Origin of the sequence: Arthrobacter sp. LjRoot14, from assembly GCF_964253905.1 — a bacterium.
In the GTDB taxonomy this organism is placed as follows: Bacteria; Actinomycetota; Actinomycetes; order Actinomycetales; family Micrococcaceae; genus Arthrobacter.
The window spans coordinates 2,094,156-2,112,885 of record NZ_CAXURL020000001.1 but is presented as its reverse complement, the minus strand read 5'-3'; the positions used below and the strand labels follow the sequence as shown (position 1 = coordinate 2,112,885).

At 61.3% G+C, this 18,730-nt stretch carries 11 protein-coding genes; 9 read left to right on the top strand and 2 right to left on the bottom strand.

From position 1 onward, the window contains the following. Positions 1-116: 116 nt before the first annotated feature. From ACSQ12_RS09455 to ACSQ12_RS09445, 3 genes are all read left to right on the top strand, one after another. Positions 117-359, top strand: coding sequence for a DUF4192 family protein (locus tag ACSQ12_RS09455; protein ID WP_436065188.1), 243 nt, complete (start codon positions 117-119; stop codon positions 357-359). A 470-nt stretch (positions 360-829) separates the two neighbouring features. Further along, complete coding sequence (locus ACSQ12_RS09450; protein WP_436065187.1) at positions 830-1,720, top strand: hypothetical protein; 891 nt, start codon at positions 830-832, stop codon at positions 1,718-1,720. A 1,192-nt stretch (positions 1,721-2,912) separates the two neighbouring features. Beyond that, positions 2,913-3,434 carry a hypothetical protein gene (locus ACSQ12_RS09445; RefSeq protein WP_436065186.1) on the top strand — a complete coding sequence of 174 codons (522 nt, stop codon included), beginning with the start codon at positions 2,913-2,915 and terminating at the stop codon, positions 3,432-3,434. A gap of 4,548 nt (positions 3,435-7,982) precedes the next feature. On the opposite strand, the gene ilvD is transcribed toward ACSQ12_RS09445, so the two are convergent. After that, entirely contained in the window at positions 7,983-9,689 is a 1,707-nt protein-coding gene (gene ilvD / locus ACSQ12_RS09440) for a dihydroxy-acid dehydratase (RefSeq protein ID WP_436065185.1), read from the bottom strand. 517 nt (positions 9,690-10,206) lie between these two features. Here ilvD and ACSQ12_RS09435 point away from each other — a divergent pair. The 6 genes from ACSQ12_RS09435 to ACSQ12_RS09410 all read left to right on the top strand — a co-directional run bounded on the left by ACSQ12_RS09435 (position 10,207) and on the right by ACSQ12_RS09410 (position 17,210). Next, a complete protein-coding gene (locus ACSQ12_RS09435) occupies positions 10,207-10,851 on the top strand; it encodes a gluconate 2-dehydrogenase subunit 3 family protein (RefSeq protein WP_436065184.1) in 645 nt (214 codons plus the stop codon). 2 nt (positions 10,852-10,853) lie between these two features. Next, on the top strand, positions 10,854-12,515 hold the full coding sequence (locus ACSQ12_RS09430) for a GMC family oxidoreductase (RefSeq protein ID WP_436065183.1): 1,662 nt from the start codon (positions 10,854-10,856) through the stop codon (positions 12,513-12,515). A 118-nt stretch (positions 12,516-12,633) separates the two neighbouring features. Continuing rightward, positions 12,634-13,677 (top strand): sugar ABC transporter substrate-binding protein, encoded by a 1,044-nt coding sequence (locus tag ACSQ12_RS09425; RefSeq protein WP_436065182.1) that lies wholly within the window; start codon positions 12,634-12,636, stop codon positions 13,675-13,677. Positions 13,678-13,725: 48 nt separating this feature from the next. Next, a complete protein-coding gene (locus ACSQ12_RS09420) occupies positions 13,726-15,291 on the top strand; it encodes a sugar ABC transporter ATP-binding protein (protein WP_436065181.1) in 1,566 nt (521 codons plus the stop codon). 65 nt (positions 15,292-15,356) lie between these two features. Then, complete coding sequence (locus ACSQ12_RS09415; RefSeq protein WP_436065180.1) at positions 15,357-16,457, top strand: ABC transporter permease; 1,101 nt, start codon at positions 15,357-15,359, stop codon at positions 16,455-16,457. A 165-nt stretch (positions 16,458-16,622) separates the two neighbouring features. Then, positions 16,623-17,210, top strand: coding sequence for a type 1 glutamine amidotransferase domain-containing protein (locus ACSQ12_RS09410; RefSeq protein ID WP_436065179.1), 588 nt, complete (start codon positions 16,623-16,625; stop codon positions 17,208-17,210). Positions 17,211-17,679: 469 nt separating this feature from the next. Here the strand turns inward: ACSQ12_RS09410 and ACSQ12_RS09405 are convergent, their stop codons facing one another. Next, positions 17,680-18,690 (bottom strand): 2-hydroxyacid dehydrogenase, encoded by a 1,011-nt coding sequence (locus ACSQ12_RS09405; protein WP_436065178.1) that lies wholly within the window; start codon positions 18,688-18,690, stop codon positions 17,680-17,682. Positions 18,691-18,730 lie beyond the last annotated feature (40 nt).

The following is an 18,730-nucleotide window of genomic DNA, read 5'->3' as shown; positions in this document are numbered from 1 at the left end:
CGGTTCCCCAAGTTGCGTTCCGGACCCTCAAACCCAGCGGTGACTCCGTGTATCAGAACGACGCCAACATCTGACAGACACATCCGGTGCCCGCCAGTCGCTAAAGGAGAAGGAACATGGAACCGCTCACCATCAAAACCCCGGCCGACGTCCTCAGTTTCGTCGGGCACACCCTCGGGTTCTGGCCGCACGAAAGCCTCGTGTGCATCACCCTGGACGCCAACCGCGTCGGCGCAACACTCAGAGTCGACCTCCCCACCCGCGAGGGCGGACTCCAGTACGCCCGCACAGTCGCCGACTACCTCGCCCACGACACCAGCGCCGCCAGCGTCCTCTGGGCATACGCAGACGACTCCTGACACGGAAGCGTTCGAAGTCGTCTGCACGAACCGTCTTTTTGCCCGAAGTCGAAAGCACGAACCGCCCCTGACGTTCGGGACCTTTAGTCGTTGGGCTGGGTCTCGGCGGTCAGAGGCTCCGGCGGACGCCGCGGCAGGTAACGGTAGAGGCGGGACCGGGAGATACCCGGGGCTTTGACGATCTCGGAGCGATAAGTGGATACGCCGTCGCACTCATCCTCGTCCTGCCCGGTTAAACCAAAACAACCGTGACAGGAGCCTCCACCATGGACGGGGCCAGAGGACGGTTGACACCACCCAGGGTCCGGTCCAAACTCGTAACCACCCGCCAGCGCAGGCGGGCGACTTGCGCCCTTGGCAGCTGGGAAGCCAAGACGTCCCGGGTAAGCAAAAAGACCCGCACCAAAAGCTGGCGGCCCACCAGCCGCGAGCAACCACCCTGACGAGCGTCGCACCCTCAAAGGAACACCATGCGAACCCCAGCACGCCTCATCGCCGCAGCACTCACCCTCCTCGCCGCCCAGACCATCGCAGCACCAGCCCAGGCCCACCTCACCGACCCTCCCCACGGTGAATGGATGGCCGGTTTCGGAATCAACGAAGCGATCCCCGTCTACGCCCCCGGCACGTCCTTCCAAACGAACCCCTACGTTGGTAGCTACAACGCGTCCGAACCATTCACCGGCACCAGAGAAGCGCCCCGCACCTACGACTTCACCTTCCCCGCAGGGTTCACCATCACCTACACCGACTACTTCACAAGCCAAGGCCCAGGAGACTGCACCGTCACCGGGGCCACCGTTCACTGCGAAAGCGGGAACGACACCATTACCTCAACAAACGACGACGTCATCACCCTCGCCGGAACCACAGGACAAGTCCCCGACGGGACCTACCAAATCACCTCGACCGGCACCATCACCGTGAACTCGCCAACCACAGGAGAAGCGCCCAAGACCTACACCGACACAGGTTCGACGTACCTGGAAATTCGGGCACAACGCACAACCGACCTCTCCAGCACCGGGCCCAGCCCCACCCCGCCGGTCAGCGCCGGAGTAGCAACCAAGATCAACGTGCACGTCAGGAACAACGGCCCAGCAACAGCACGAGACGTGTTCTTCTCCGCACGCCCGCAACTGGGAACCATCCGCACCAGCACCAGCGGCTGCAGCACATCGTCGCGGAGCATCACCTGCCAATGGGCAACCCTCGACCCAGGCGAAATGAAAACCATCGAAGTGCTCATCACGCCTGATCAACCCAAAGACCAAATGATCATCAGAGGATCAGTCAGGAGCTTCGAGAACGACCCCAAACCGGACAACGACTCCTGGCAGGTCGCCATCAAGACCAAATGACCCATGATGGGGACGGGCAAGGGCCGCTACCCAGGTAGCGGCGGCCTCCACAATCTGCCGCCCGGGCCTGTACCGGGCGGCATGGTGAACCTATCCTGATGGCCATGGGAGACTCAGTACCCGAGAGGCAGCCTCCTGCTGCGACGCACGGGCATTACGACCCGAGAAAAGCAGCGGCGAACTACGCGCCGATCGGCTGAGGCTTGATAGTTGACTGGAGTGCGGTGCCTCCATCACCGCCTCGGCCCCGCGCGGGAGCGTAGATGCTGCGTCTCGACGCGCCATCTCGAGCCGCCGGTTCGGGCAACCAGCCGCCAGAAAATTTGGCGGCCCGGATCAGGCTTGCTCGGATCCACATCCACGACATTGAACTTTCGCCAGATGACGGTGTGCGGACATTGATGAAGTTGTCCTGTCCGGCCACAGCCTCATAACCGAGGGTGGCGCTGCTCACGTGCCGCTGACATGCCCAAACGCTTCCTGAGCGTCGGCCACCGGTTATGCGAAGCCTGGCGTCGGGCGAGGCGCTAATAGGTCCGCTGTGCGATTCGCCGCTATCACGAACAAATTCGCGGATCCAGATGTCCGGCGTCAACGCCAACGGGCACCGCCGGGTGGTCCGCGATGCACCGTCAGCCAAGGCTACTTGTTCCTCCGACGGAAAGCCCCAGCCAGTAAAGCCCGGCCGTCTTGACCGCAGTTCCCCGAGGGGCCAAACTGCATAGCAAACAACGGACCGCGAACGTCGCCGGCGCCCGCGGATCTCCAGCATTGCCGATTCACTCAACGGTTGGAGTGAAGAATGAGCCCTCGACGCAAAGAACGGACATGGCTGACAGGCGCTAGCGTGGTAGTGACGGTGACGGCCCTGATACTTGCGGTGATGTCTTCCCTTACGGAGGTTTATTCCCTTCGGTCACCTACCCCCGTCCTGACCACCTACTACTCGACCCCCACCCCCGCCCTGAGCACTCGCTACTCGACCCCCACCCGCACCGCTAGCATTCCCGCCATCGATCCCCCTGCCCCTCCGGCGGACGGGAGTGGCCACCCTGCCCTCCCGCCTACTTCTCCTGGCCTTGGGACCACTTCCCCTAGCCCTTTGCCTACCGACTCCGGCGTCTCGCCCACTGGTTCCGTCCCCCCGTCACAAACGCAGCGGCCGGGCCTGGAGGGCTGTTTCGACGGCCAGATGGCCTTTAAGGCACCAACCCCACTCAAGCAGGGTGAGAAAGTCGAATTCGTGGTCAGGGTCGCCTTCAAAAAATCACCAATAGATCCCGGCGGCGGTCTGCCAGGAACGGGGGATCCGACCCGGCGCGATGTGCCTCTTTGCGCAAAGATGCGAGCTGATCTCACCAGCGAAGACGGCGGGATGAATATCGAACGTTCGACCAGCGAAACCATTCTGCTGTCTGAGTCCTATGTGGGCGAGTGGGGCTGGCACATCACCGGAGTCCAGCCCGGGCAGCACCAGATGGTGCTACGTTTTGTGATTCCAGACCCTGGCGGCGACAGGTACATTGAAACCCACAGGGAGACGATCACTGTCGATGTCGGAGTAATGTACGTGGTATCCGCCTGGATCAAAGACATGTCTGCTCCAATAAATGCCTTCCTCGGGTCCATCGCGATTGTCGGTGGCTGGGTCGTAGTGGCCTTCACACGAAGGGCGAAGAAGGGGAAGCACGCGCCGACAACCGGCGCACACTAGCATCCCCTATGGCCTTTTGCGGAAGTCAAGACCCTCTCCAGTTCACCGATCGCCGTGGCCGGCGTAGTCATTTCACACCGGCCGGATTCAACCTAGAGCCCCCGGGTCTCAGGATCCGTGACATCCGCCCGTGCCTCAAACGCACGCTTTGCCCGACATCTGTACCGCGTCATGGAAGCGCCGGCAGCCTCTCGTTCGGTTCCCTCTGCGGTTTGACAAACATAGGAGCGTCCAACCGGCTCCTGAGGTTCTGGTTCGAGAAAGGCTCGGACCTCGCGGTCCACACCCCGGAGGACCTCCGGAAGGTCGCCGCGAAACTCCAACCGCCGACCAAGGCCCACCCTCAACCTACAGACCCCAGCCAACCGGCTAAACAACGGCTGCTGCATAAACCCTGCGTTGCTCCAACTGCTTGACTTTGCCCATACCTCCGAAGGTGGGACTGCGATCAGAGAGATCGCAAGCCCAGAACCACCATCCCGGGGAAAGACAGCCGGCGTACCGGCGACCATGAACAGGAACTTCCCTACCCGGTTCCAGCCGAACTGGGCAACTGATTTCGCCTTCGTCACGGTCTAGTCCGGATAAGTTGACCTCGCCTGGTCATCGACATGTACTCCCGCGCGATCGTCGGCCCGGAGGCCTCAACCATCACGAACACTGCGTTCCTCGTTCACTGCCTACAACGGCGCGAACACGCCGGCCGCCCGGCACCGGCGGACTGATCCATCGTTCAGACGCGGGAATCCGATGCATTTCAAACTCTTACACCGACGCCGTGGTCATAGGAGCTTTCAGCCGCCCATGCGTAACGTCAAGCGATCTCGAGATTGTTTAGCATTGCAGCGCGTGGGGCCGCCCGAAAAATGCGAGCACGATCGCGGCCGCTTTGCCGGGGTGGCGTCGGTCAGCTGAATAGTCTCGCGCCCGTCAACCCCGTGGGATGGCATGCTCCGCCGCACTTTACAGCAGCTACCGTGTCAGCACGGAAGCGCAGCCCCCGGGCTTCACCGGAACATGGATTCACCGGGTCAAATTCGAACCGGAACCGTCCCCGGCCACCAGAGGTTAGCTACAGCTCGCCCACGCCTTGGGCGCCGCGATTGCACATGTAGCGAAAAGTAGCATCCGGCCGGACCCCGACACAGGAGACGAGAATGTTTAGAGCCACAATCCCGGTCAAGAGGACTGCCTTGCTTGCCGCAGCTTCGCTTGCCCTTACAGCTGTCCCGTTCGCTTTGGCCGCCCCGGCCCAAGCCGCAGTCCCGCCCTTATTTTCCTGCAGCGTTACGCCTTTGAGCCCGATATTTGTCGGCTTTGACTCGCACGGCAAGAAGCTCACCGATTTTCCCGTAAGGGTGAACTGCCTGAAGGATCGGTTTGTGACAGTCCAGCACCGGGTCTGGGAAGTTGATTTCCCCGCACCAAATCAGCTGATAAAGATTTCGTCGAAGACAGTTCATCTAGGAGCCAACACGACAGTGACGCTTCACAACGTGCTCCCCCAGATAAATACCGAATTGGGACCGGAAGAAGTCTTCCACCAAGCCCGGCATCAGGAGAGCCCTGTGTTTGGTATCCCAGTTTGGAGTAGCTGGAGGTCCACTCCAATCATCTCGATGCCCTAGTACCCACCATGAGATGGCGGCGTCAGTGAATTGGCGCCGCCATCTCCTCCGCGAACTCACTCGCCAGCGGCCCATTGCCAGCGGCTCCCAAAAACGCCAAACCTGGCAGCAGTAGTTGCTCACCACGCACCACCCAACCTCACCGCCAGCGGTGCACACACGGACATTTGGTCCATGTATAGGAGTCCGGCCGGCGGCTGACGGCCTGTTGGCACGCAATCGATCCTGCGAGGGATTAGCTAGCCACAGTCGCCGTTGTTCGTGTGCAAGGCAAAGAGCCCCACAGCCCAGGCACGGCTTTCCCCCGCGGCGGAGCATGCGCTTAGACCTCATTTCCCCTTAGCTTGGAACAATTCGCGAACCAGCGTGGTGCCATCAGATTTCGGAGTCTAGAATGCGAGGTAGCCAGCTGTTCTTGTACTCCAGGTGTGTGACCCGGGCTCCCCTGCAAACAATGCTCAATGTCGGCTCATCAGCCAGGAATGATGAAATCGATGGCCAATTTGACTGGCAGCATGGGACCACGATCGTGACCGGCAGATTCGGTGTGCAACCTCGCAAAAACACCAACTTCGTCAGGGTGACCGGAGTCTTCCTCGCTGCACTTACGGTTCTAGCTCTCCTTTCAGCATGTTCTTTTGCGCCCACCCGCGGCGGAAGTGCTAACGATCGGACCAGCTCCGGATCGGCCACGTCTACTGGATCGCCAAGCGTGGCCTCGGTGCCGGCCGGTCCAACAAGCTCCCAGCCAAGTTCAGAAACTGCTGCCCCGGCGCAGGATCCTTCGCCCTCACCAATCGTTGAGCCCCCTGCCGTGCCGACTGTCCAGCCTCCCCCCGTGCCGACGGTCGAACCCCCACCTGGCCCACCAGCGCCAGGGGGTCCGCCTCCCCTCGGTAGTGCGCCTGTAATCTGGCTTCCCGTTGGACCGGCCTTCCCGGAAGATCCCCCGCCTTCTGCGTTCTACCTAGCGCTTCAGGGAACGCAGTGCGCAGGCTTGCCGCACAGCAACCCCCGAGGGCCCGACCTGTGGGTTGCCGCTGCCTTTCTCTGCTCGGCCTTGGAGAGTAAAGACGAAACTATGTGGGCCAAAGGGGCAGCGGAACTCGCACGGGTGCCCCGCCCCACCGAAGACACCTGCCTGGCGTTGGCTGCCTACGACGCGTTGAACAGGCTGGTTATCGCCCATCAAGATCACCCCAAGACGGAAGTCGAGCTGATTGCTCAGACCGGCAGAGCCTGTCAACTTAGATTGACCGGAGTATCCGCCTCCCAGAATGGCGCTCCAGAGAGTCTGCTCTCAAGTTCCGTTTGCGGCGGAGAAAGTGTCTGGTTAGTCGGCATACTCACCCGCGTGAACGTAGTTGTTGTAGGTCAGCAGCGCGTGCCAGTGCAGCTTGCGGGAACTCGGTTGTTCTTTAAGGCTCCCCCGGTTCAGGTCCCAGGAGACCTGGCTGTGACGGCAGAGAGCTCAGCCGGCCCCGTTCAGGGCGCTGCGACCATTCGATACCAGGGGGATCCTCGAACGTGCTTTTCCCCGCCGCCCCTTCCGCCGCCGTCGCCATCGCCATCGAACTGAACCGTGGCCACGACGGGCCACGGCAGCGGTGCCTCTGGCCACAACCCAGAACGCCCTCAGCAACCGAGTGAGAATCGTGGACGGCAGCGGAAGAGCATGGCTGAGGACTGCCCGGATGAAGGTCCGGATCCCACACACCTGCCCTCTGTCGACGGATCGTGCGCCGGCTACAGACACCTCCGTAGACATTCCCGCTGAACCCTGAAAGTCCTAGGAAACCGACGGCCCGGGCCCCAAAGTCATGTCGCCTGCAACAAACACTTGCATGAATTGGTGTCGGCAGAACCAGGAGGAAGGGACCAAAATGAAGGTCGAAAAGCGGTCCGTGCACAAAGGTGTGCACAATGTGCACACCCCCTTTGGCCGGACAAACACGCCATGGGCGTCCTCTGTCTGGCTCGCGGCAAGCAGCTATCCGAGGAAGATCCTCGAAGACAATTCGGCTTGGTCATGTCGTCAGCACAGCTGGTGGCCATGAACAAGTGAGGGCCAACAACCGGCCACCGGAACAGCCAGATGGGACGACACATACCCCGGATTCCAGCAGGCGGAGGGCCCACAAGCCAGGACCCTGATCCCGCTACCCACATAACCGAATAGGCCACCGCGGCGCCAGGCACATACCGCGGACAACGTCAGAGGGACCCGCGGAGGGTCAATGTCCACACATTAAAGCAAAAACCCCTCTGACGAGGGGTCATGCTGTGCCCGAGGTGGGACTCGAACTGCATTCCCGCCTTTGCCAGCACTGGGAAGTCCCGGAAACATACGGAATCCGGCCCGATCCGACCCCGGTACGACCCAGTCCAGGGCCCAAAGTGTGCACAATGTGCACACGCTCTTTTGCCGACTTCGATGCCCGATCCAACCGGCTCGCCTGCCCGCAGAGGCGCCGGAGTCCACTAACTCGGTTGATCCAGAACCAGTCCCGCTTTTTCTCGTCTCGCCCTCCCCTTACCGGCTGGTCGGCTACGACGACGACATCCCAGAATGGCTAACACACAAAGGCAAAGCCAGGATGTGCCAGCTGAGGCCAGAACGACGAAAGGGTTCTTATCGGCTTGCGGAGGGGCAGCGGAGTCTCGCGCTCATGCTCGCGCCGCCACGCGGACCTGGCACGCCCGTCCTCCGAGAGCACTTCGGCGTGCCGCCATTCCGTCATGTAGTCATCCAACACCCGGGCCATGAATGGATATGAGGACGCAGCCGCGTAGACGGTACCACTGGACATCTGTTTGACTCCCGGACCCGTTGGGGGTCAGGGCTGTGGCGCGCACGCGTACCAACACCAACGTAGGTGACCCGTCAAAGCGGCCACGGTGGCGTTTCTGCGTTCGGATTCTAGCCGCAGTAGGCGCCGGTGGAGGCGCTGTGCACCAGCTTGGCGTACTTAGCCAGGACGCCCTTGGTGAACTTGGCCGGGAGCGGCTCCCAGCCGATCTTGCGCGACTCGAGCTCAGCGTCGTCCACGAGCAGGTCGAAGCTGCGGGCGGCAATGTCAACGCGGATGCGGTCACCGTCTTTGACGAAGGCGATAGGACCGCCGTCGACGGCTTCCGGCGCGACATGGCCGATACACAGGCCGGTGGTACCGCCGGAGAAGCGGCCATCCGTGAGAAGCAGGACATCCTTGCCCAGCCCGGCACCCTTGATGGCGCCGGTGATGGCGAGCATTTCGCGCATGCCCGGGCCGCCCTTCGGACCTTCATAGCGGATGACCACGACGTCGCCCTTGGCGATTTTGCCGTTGTCGAGGGCGTCAAGGGCACCCTGCTCGCGCTCGAACACGCGGGCCGTGCCTTCGAAAACGTCGGCGTCGAAGCCCGCGCTCTTCACGACGGCACCTTCCGGAGCCATCGAACCGTGCAGGATGGTGATGCCGCCGGTCTTGTGGATCGGGTTGTCCAAGGCACGCAGGATCTTGCCGTCCAGGTCCGGCGGGTTGATGGACTCAAGGTTTTCCGCAAGGGTCTTACCGGTGACGGTAAGGCAGTCGCCGTGCAGCAGCCCGGCGTCGAGCAGCGCCTTCATGATGACCGGAACGCCGCCGATCTTGTCGACATCGGTCATCACGTAACGGCCGAACGGCTTCAGGTCGCCCAGGTGCGGGATCTTGTCGCCGATGCGGTTGAAGTCGTCCAGCGTCAGCTCCACTTCAGCTTCACGGGCGATGGCCAGCAGGTGCAGCACCACGTTGGTGGAGCCGCCGAATGCCATGGTCACGGCAATGGCGTTCTCGAAGGCCTTCTTAGTCATGATGTCGCGCGCGGTGATGCCGAGACGGAGCAGATTGACCACCGCTTCACCGGACTTGCGGGCGAACTCATCACGACGGCGGTCCGCCGAGGGCGGGGCTGCCGAACCCGGCAACGACATGCCCAGCGCTTCACCGATGGCCGCCATAGTATTGGCCGTGTACATGCCGCCGCAGGCACCTTCGCCCGGGCAGATGGCGCGCTCGATGCGGTCAAGGTCTCCCCTGCTCATCTTGCCCGCGGCGCAGGCGCCCACGGCCTCGAAGGCGTCAATAAGGGTGACTTCCTTTTCGGAACCGTCCTCCAGCTTGACCCAGCCGGGCATGATGGAGCCGGCGTAGAGGAACACACTGGCGAGGTCCAGGCGCGCGGCTGCCATGAGCATTCCGGGCAGGGACTTGTCGCAACCGGCCAGGAGCACCGATCCGTCAATGCGCTCGGCCTGCATCACTGTTTCCACGGAGTCGGCAATGACTTCGCGCGAGACGAGGGAGAAGTGCATGCCCTCATGGCCCATGGAGATGCCGTCGGAGACGGAGATGGTGCCGAACTGCATGGGGAACCCGCCGCCGGCGTGGACGCCTTCCTTGGCGCCCTGGGCCAGCCGGTTCAGGGAAAGGTTGCAGGGAGTGATCTCGTTCCAGGAACTCGCCACGCCAATCTGGGGCTTCGCAAAGTCGTCGTCGCCCATGCCGACCGCCCGGAACATTCCACGCGCGGGAGCGGCGTGGATTCCATCGGTGACAACCCGGCTCCGCGGCTTTACGTCGGGCGTGCTCGGCGGGTTATTCAATGGGGTCCACCTCTCAGATAGCGGCGTCTAAGTAAGGGCCAGAGTCTTATCAGGTGTCCTGACCACTGGTGACTATTCCACGATTTTTCCTTCCCGGTCAAGCCGGCGTACGGCATCCGAGGACATGTCGTGGTTAGTGGGTGGTAGGCCGCACCCGCGTGGCTTGAACTCCCCGGAAGCAGATTCTTTGGGGCCCTTGACGTGGAAAAAATAGTCATGAGATAGTCAGACCACCTGATGACCCGGTGACAATGGTTACAAGGTAGCCCGACCTCCTCGCGGTATGAAGATGCGAGAACGCTTGCGTAGAGGAGAGACGACGATGCTTCCTAGTTTCCTCAAAAGCGGCGTCCCGAGGAGCCCCTCCAGGACCTTTTGGCTCTTGTTCGTTTGACGAAGGCCTTGGGGACCAAAATCAGCGCATCTTAGGTCTGCCTGGTGCACCCGCTTGAAGTGAGTGCACGGCTTCCGGGCTCCCCACCGTCCAGCGATTTCGACCCGAGAAAGGATGCAACACATGGATATCATCTTGAACACCAACCGACCGCCGAGTGCTGACCGCGATCCGCGTTCACGCTTCCGGGCGGAGAAACCACCTATCGGAGGCTGGCTTCCGGGAATTTCCATCACCCCAACCCAGACTTCAGTACTGAACGCTATGGCTGACCGACTAATACCCGGCGGGGGAGGATTCCCGGCGCCGAGCGAGGTCGATGTAGTTTCCTTCTTCCGCCGCTATATCGCGCCCGAAGGCCAGGAGCCGAAGTGGTTTCCCTTCATTGGAGAGTCGGAGTTCCAGGCACGCCTTGACGCTCTCGGTGAGGAATTTGTCCGGTTGTCACCGACGGCTCAGGTGGAGACCCTCCAGACGTTGGAGAAGACGGATGAGTTCTTTTTTGCGAGGATCCGCGATCTGACGTATTACGCCTACTACTCTCGTCCCGCTGTCATCACGGCGATCAACGCGAATCTGGAAGCGGGCAAGGACCTGAGGAACTCCCCGCAGCCGTTTGGCTATTCGGACACGATGGATGACTGGGATGAGCAGCTGCTTAGTCGCGTCCGGGGCACCTACACCCGAACCGAAGACGTACGTCCGGTGGAGGTACCGGCGGATTTACTGAAGTCACATGCAACGCCCTTCCAGGAAAGCCAGGTTTGAGCATGAAGAGAAGCAATGAAACCGATGTGCTGGTGATCGGAGCCGGTGCAGGCGGTGCTGCTGTCAGTAAGCGCCTAAGCGATGACGGCTTCAAGGTGATCTGTCTTGAGCAGGGCGACTGGCTGCACCCCTTGGACCATCCGCATATGTACGACTCATGGGAGCTGGAACGGGTCCGGTCCTGGGACTGGCATTCAAACGTCCGGAAATTTCCGGAGGACTACCCGACCACCGGAAACGCCGCACCGATGATGATGAACGGTGTGGGCGGGTCGACCCTGCATTATGCCGGAGCCTGGCCGCGCTTCAAGCCCGTTGACTTCCGCAAAGGCACCGAGCACGGAGTTGAAGGCACCATTGACTGGCCCATCAGCTACGAGGACCTTGAGCCCTTCTACGCCATCAACGACGCCGAGATCGGGGTCGCCCGCCGAACCGGCGACCCCGGCAACCCTCCACGGCCCGAAGGTTGGGGGCCCGCCAGCAAGGGTGGCAAAATCGGCAACAAGATGGGTGCCGGATTCGACAAACTGGGTTGGCATTGGTGGCCTGCCGACAACGCCATCCTGACGAGGGAAAAAGACACCAGGCTTGCGTGTAACGACTGCGGATTCTGCCTCGGGGGCTGCCCCCGCGGATCCATCGCATCCACCGATGTCACCTACTGGCCGCAAGCCATCCGCAACGGCGTGGACCTGCGCCCCAACGCCCGCGTCGAGCGGGTCAACGTAAAAGACGGCAAGGCAACCGGGGCGACCTACATCGACCGCCTCAGCGGAGAACGTCATGAGGTGAAGGCAAAGATCGTCGTTATGGCTGCCAACGCCATCGGCACCCCCCGGCTGCTTCTCATGTCGGCACAAGCCGGCCACCCCGACGGTCTCGCAAACAGCAACGGCATGGTCGGACGGCATCTGATGTTCCACAGCTGGTCCTTCGAAGATTTCTGGTTCGACGAGCCCCTCGACGGATTCAAGGGACCAGAACCGGCCGTTTCATATTCCCAGGAGTTCTATAACACGAAGACCGATCGCGGCTTCGTCAACGGCTTTTCGCTGCAAGTCGGCACCGCTCTGGGACCGGCCAACAGTGCATTGGGAACCAACACAGGCAACATGGCCCCATGGGGCGAGAACCACAGGGAATTCTTCAATAACCACTTTGCCCGGCATGCACTTGTTTACGTCCAGGGAGAGGACCTTCCTGTCGCCACCAACCGGGTGACACTCGACAACGACGTCGTCGACTCATCCGGGCTCCCGGTTCCTCAAGTTCACTATGACCTCCACGACAATGACCGGAAACTGATCGAATGGGGACGCGCCCGCGCCCATGAAGCGGCTCAGGCGGCCGGCACCGTCATCGACAGTGCCAGTACCGGAATCGGAGGAGTGGACGGCCCTCCCCCGGGCTGGCACATCATGGGTACCTGCCGCATGGGCAACACGCCGGAAGATTCCGTCACGAACAAGTGGAACCAGACCTGGGACGTACCCAATCTGTTCATCACGGACGCCAGCTCCCTGACGACCGGCGCCGCAGTCAACCCCACCAGCACGCTCCAGGCCGTCGCCGTGCGCGCCGCAGAGTACATCAAGCGCCGCTTCCCTGAAATCGTCGGGCAGCACAAGACTCCCAGCAACGCGGACGCCCCGGGGTTCTGATCCGGAAACCACCTGTCCTTGCAGCAGGTCCGCTGTTCCCGTGCGGCCCTGCTGCAAGGACTGCAAGCAGTTCCCTGCTTGCAGCACACATGACCACACACATGACGAAGGAGTCAGAATGTCTGTCCGAACAAGAGCGGCTAACCGGCTGAGCACAAAAATTGCCCTACTCACGATTCCAATCCTGCTGACAACCGCCTGCGCAGGAGGCGGCACCGGGCCCTCCGGAGCGGCCGGGCTGACGAAGATCGGCTTCGCCCAGGGGAACTTCGGCAATGGGTGGTACGAGGTGAACGCCAAGGGTGCGACCGATGAAGCTAAAAAACTTGGACACGATCTGGAAGTAGTCAGCGGCGGCGGCGACCCGGTAACCCAGAATTCGCAACTGTCTAACTTCATCACCAAAGGCGTTGCCGGCCTGATCATCAATCCCACCGATCCGCAGGCACTCTCAAGCAATCTTTCCCGCCTAAAGGATGAAAAGATCCCCTTTGTGCTGGTCAACGCGGGAGTCAAGCCGGAACTGCTGGCGGACAGCTACTGCTATGTAACGGAAGACGAAAAGGTTAACGCTGGCCTGGTCGGCGCCGAGATGGCTCGGGCACTGAAGGCCAAACAGGGAGCAACTAAGCCCGTCAAGATTCTTCTGGTCCTCGGGTTCGCGGGAGACACCAACTCTGCTAACCGCGAGGCTGGTTTCAAGGAGGGCTACGCCTCCGTCGCAGGTGCTCCCCCGGCCCAGTACCTCGAGAATGTCTACGGGAAGTGGGCTGCCGATACGGCCGTTGCGCCAGTCAGATCCGTTGCCACCGGAAACCCCGATCTGCAGGGCATGTTCGTCGGTACGGATTCCATGCTGCCGGGCGTTCAGCAGGCCCTGACATCCGTGAACATGTGGGGCAAGGGCGAAGTTGCGATTGCCAGCTATGACGGGCAGATGAAGGTGGTCAAGCAGATGAAGGAGGATCCGAACTCCCCGGTCATCGCTACCGTCGCGAACCTCCCCGCTCAACAGGGAATAATCGCGGCCCAGATGCTGGAGAGGGCCCTTAAAGGTGAAGACAAGAACGCAGCGTGCCCGGGTAACAAGATATTCGTCAAACCCACCCTCATCACACACGAAAACGCCTCCTCCTACTACAAAAGCGATTCGGACTACTGAAGCAGACATCAGAGCGAAGTCTGACGGCTCAGTGAGGAGAGGAGGAACATGCAAGAAGCAACCGGACCGCGCACGCCTGTGTTGACCCTTCGGGGGATATCCAAAAAGTATGCGGACGTTCAGGTACTGACGAACATTGATCTTGATGTCCACGCCGGAGAAGCAGTCGGACTCCTGGGACAGAATGGTGCAGGGAAGTCGACGCTGATCAAAATAATCTCAGGGGTTGAAAAGCCTTCCCAAGGCCGGATATTTCTGGACGGCGCGCCGGTGGATTTCCGTTCCACCCACGAGGCCCAAAACGCCGGCATAGCCACCATTCACCAGGAAATCATTCTCGTCCCTCAGATGAGCGTGGCCGAGAACCTCTGTTTGTCAGACCTGCCCCGAAAAGGAACGGTCCTGGATCGTCGAGCCCTCTACCAGGAAGCCCGACAGGCCATTACCGCCCTGGGTTTTGATCTCGATGTCCGGGCTCCGGCCGACCAACTGACCGCGGCGCAAAAGCAGGTTGTTCTCATCGCTAAGGCGCTGAGGCAGAAAGCCAGGATACTGCTGCTGGACGAACCGACAGCAACGCTTCCCGCACCCGATGTGACCAAACTGTTTGAGCTCCTCAGAAAACTTAAGCGGGAGGGAACAGGGATCATCTACATTTCGCATCGGATCGATGAGATGTACGAAATCTGCGACCACATCATGGTGCTGCGGGACGGCAAGCATGTGATGACAGAGAGGACCGCTTCACTGCCTCGTCAGGACGCCGTGCGGAAGATGCTCGGGACGGACCCGGTCAGCTCGCTGGAGCCAACACAGGAACGATCACGTGTATCTCCGCTCGAACCCTCGAGGAAATGGAACTTTGCCCAAGCGACGCGTGAACGCTACCAGGAGGACGCTCACCCCGCATTTGAGGTCCGGAATCTTACCGATCCAGAGCTTCTTGACGACGTGACGCTAAGGGTCAGCCCGGGCGAATCCATAGCCGTGACCGGATTAGTGGGCAGCGGCCAGTCCGAACTTGCCGCCTGCCTGTTCGGTGACCGGAAATTCTCCTCGGGACACGTTTACGTTGACGGAAAGCGGTTGCGTACGGTGCATCCCCGGGCGCTTATTGCTGCCGGCGTCGGGTGGGTGCCCGATGATCGGAAAACCCAAGGCCTGGTCCTCAACATGGACCTGAGCGAGAACTTCTCCATGGCCAATCTCCAGATGATCGCCCCCCACGGCTGGGTCCAACGGAAACTCGAGAAACGGATAGCCGACAAGGCCATCAAAACCCTGAAAGTAAAGTGCCAGGGCAGCGGCCAGCAGGTAGGACGTTTGAGCGGCGGCAACCAGCAAAAAGTCGTCGTGGGAAAGTGGCTCACGGCCGGGGCAAAAGTCCTGTTGCTGAGTGAGCCTACCCGGGGAATCGATGTCGCTGCCCGGGAAGACATTTATAAGGAAATCAACGCGTTCCTGGCTGCCGGGGGGTCAGTCATCGTCTTCAGTTCTGAAATTGAAGAAGCACTCATGTGCCACAGAATCTACGTCATGGGAAACGGCGCCGTCGTGGCTGAGTTTGATCAGCACGATACTGACCTCAACCAGGTGATGTCGTTGCTCAGGTAGCTGCCACCCACGTATTGCGCCGGCCCACCCAGGGCACTAACAGTGACGACAATGGAGTCAATTTGATGATCAAAGCAGAAGAAACAGCGGCGAAACGGCCGCATACCAAGGAGCCTCTCCTTACGCCCCTCCTCGGAGTCGTGAAAAGCAAGGGCGTTCTCCTGATGGCCGTCGCCGCGATCCTGATTGCAGGATCCGCGATCTCCCCCTACTTCCTGACCAGCCGAAACATCAGCAGTATCATCCTGACAATCGCTGTCCTGTCGGTGGTCGCCGTCGGCCAGTTTCTCGTCATTGTCACAGCCGGAATCGACCTGTCCGTAGGCGCAACAACAGCCCTGACGACGGTGATGACAGCCGTACTACTGCGTGATGGGCTCCCCGTGGCGGCGGTTATCGGCATCTCGATTGCCGTCAGTTCCGCCGTAGGACTCATCAACGGGATGTTGGTCGTGTACGGAAGGATCACACCATTCATAGCAACCCTGGGCATGACCAGTGTCGTGCAAGGCATCGCGTTCCTCGTTCAAAACGGCACCCTGGTGCCCATTAATAACAAGGACTTCGTCGCCATCTTCGCCGGCACCATAGGACCGTTCCGCTCCGAGGTGATCATCTTCGTGGTCGTGACTCTGGCCGCCGCTGCACTCATGAGGTGGAGCATTTTCGGCCGGAGACTGTACGCATTAGGCGGTAATCCCCACGCAGCCCGGCTCTCGGGGCTGCCCGTCAACAGGGACATAATAACCGCCTACCTGCTGTCAGGCTTGCTGGCCGGCCTCGCCGGTTTGATGCTGGCGGCCCAGCTGCGCTCGGGCAACTCGTTGCTAGGCAGTGACCTGGCACTGAACTCCATTGCGGCGGCAGTCGTTGGTGGCGCTTCCCTCTTCGGCGGGACGAGCACACCGCTTGCGGCTGTCTTCGGCGGACTGCTCATCGGAACAATCTCCAACATCCTGGATCTGATCAGCATGCCTGTCCAAGGCCAGCTCCTGATCAAGGGAGCCCTGATTCTCGTCGCGGTCTACTTCACGTCCGGCGCAGGGCTCAGCCTGAGGCAGTGGATCCGGGACACATTCAAAAATCGGGGGAAAAGGGCTGGCCCTCCCAGACATCCGGACCCCTTGGCCGAATCCCAGGATGAGCTGCAATCTCTGAAGAAGTAGCCGGGCAAGTGGCCCGTGCAGCCATACCAAAAGCGCCACCAGCCTGAAACCAGATGCTTTAACGCAACGCAGGAGCAGGAAGCCCGTGGGGGAGGCAGCCCCGAAGATTCGTCAGACGTAGCCCGGCAGCCCGTCAGCTATACATAATGAGAAAGTGAGCCACCCATGAGTTTGCATGGATCCAAAATTGCCCTGTTGATCGAAGATGAGTACCAGATCCTGGAGGGCTGGTACCCGCTGCTCCGCCTGCAGGAGGCCGGGGCGGATGTGCGGGTCATCGGCAGCGGCACGAAGAGCAGCTACCACAGCAAGGAGGGCTACCCCATGGATGTTGACGCGGCCGCGGCCGACGTCAGTGCCTCCGACTTCGACGCCGTTGTCGTTCCGGGCGGCTTCGCGCCGGACAACATGCGCCTTCACCCTGAAATGATCGGCCTCGTCCGGGACATGAACGAGGCAGGCAAGCTCGTCACCGCCATCTGCCACGGCGGATGGGTCCTGGTATCCGCCGGTGTGCTCAAGGGCAAGAACGCCACCGGCTACCTGCCGATCAAGGACGACGTGGAAAACGCCGGCGGCACCTGGGTCGATGAGCCCGTGGTCGTGGACGGAAACGTCATCACCTCCAGGACCCCCGTCGATCTGCCCGACTTCAGCCGCGCGATCATCGCCCACCTCGAAGGCCGCCCGACCGAAACCGAACACGCCACACACGAGCACGCCGGCCTGGACAACGTCAGCACCGGCGGCTAAGGCAAGGCAGGAAGCCCGCCAGCAGAGCCAACCAGGGGCGGTCCCGACTACCAATACGTCTGGGGCCGCCCCTCCGTGCCACCCCAAGACATCTGTCGTGTCTTGTGCCAGGGGTAGCATGCTGCTGGTCCAGAAGGATTGGCTACCCGCCCAATGTGTTCGGCGGAGGGGCGGCGCTGGGGGTGACCGGCAACGATATTGTGATGCGGAGGCGGGTGCCGCCGGTCCTTGGTGGGGCGGATACGGCCCTGGAACCGGCACCGGCACCGGCATTCTCTCGGAGCGGTTCAAGGCCGACGTAGGTAGATCAACCTGCACGTAGTTTCCCGCCGCGTCTGCTTCGGCAATCACACGGCGTTGGTAATCCGTGGATGATCGCCGCCCGTACTGCCCAGGGGACACCGGCGTGGCTGTGACAGGCTCCGTCACTGATGTCCGGATCCGCCGGTTTAGCGGCACCTTCCACGTTTCATGGCGCCGGGTCCACAGCTGGCCGAATCGAGCCCGCCATCACGACATTCCGCACTGGCCGGCCGGCAGCGAGTCGGTTAATATTTTCAATGATCTCCTGGGATCGTCCTCTGAAGGTTTCTTCGGTGACCGCCGAGGAGTGCGGCGTCATGACGACGTTGTCCAAAGATTCGAACGGCAGCGTGCTTGGTTTACCGCGGCCATCGGCTGCGGGATACCGGTACCAGACATCAATGGCCGCGCCGGCTATGCCGTGACGTTCCAATGCGGCATAAAGTGCTTCTTCCTGCACAACGGGCCCGCGTGCCACATTGACCACGAGTCCTTCGGGTCCCAGTGCCTCCAGCTGGGCTGCTCCGATGATCCCAGTGGTCTCCGGTGTCAGAGGCGTGCTGATCACGAGAACGTCAGATTCAGTCAGGGCTTTGGGCAAGTGCTCGTTCGATCCGGCCCAGCGGAGCCCGTGCGCTTTCGCGTCGACTGATCCTGACCGGGTGATGGCGACGCCTTCGGCGCCGAAGGACTGCAGGAGCTTCCATGAGGCGGCCCCGATATGACCAAAGCCGAGGAATGTCACAACCGCTCCCCGCAACGTTTTGGGTTGGCGCAAGCCTCGGCAATAGACGCCCGAGTGCCAGTTGCCGTCCCGCAAGGCTGCGTCCTGGACGATGAAGTCGCGCCGGAGCGCAACGAGGACGGAGGCCACGTATTCGGCGACCGATCCTTCATGGTGGAAGGTGTTCGCGCACACAGCTCCCGGGCGGAGGGCCTCTGACTCGATGCCGTCGAAGCCGGCCCCGGCGGTATGAATCAGCCGGAGTCTGTTGGCCGCTGCTCCCATTGCCTTGGTCGGGCGCGGTCCGACGAAAACATCGGCGTCCTCGAGCGCGGGCAGCACGCCGGGATCATCCCAGGATCTGTGCCAGGAAATGACTGCTCCCGGAGCAAGCCCCCTTTCAAAGGCGGGGCGGTGGGCGAAGAGGTTGGGGTCGGCGATGACGATTTTCATAGTGTCGTTTCCTGCGGCTCTTGACTGAACATGCCCATCG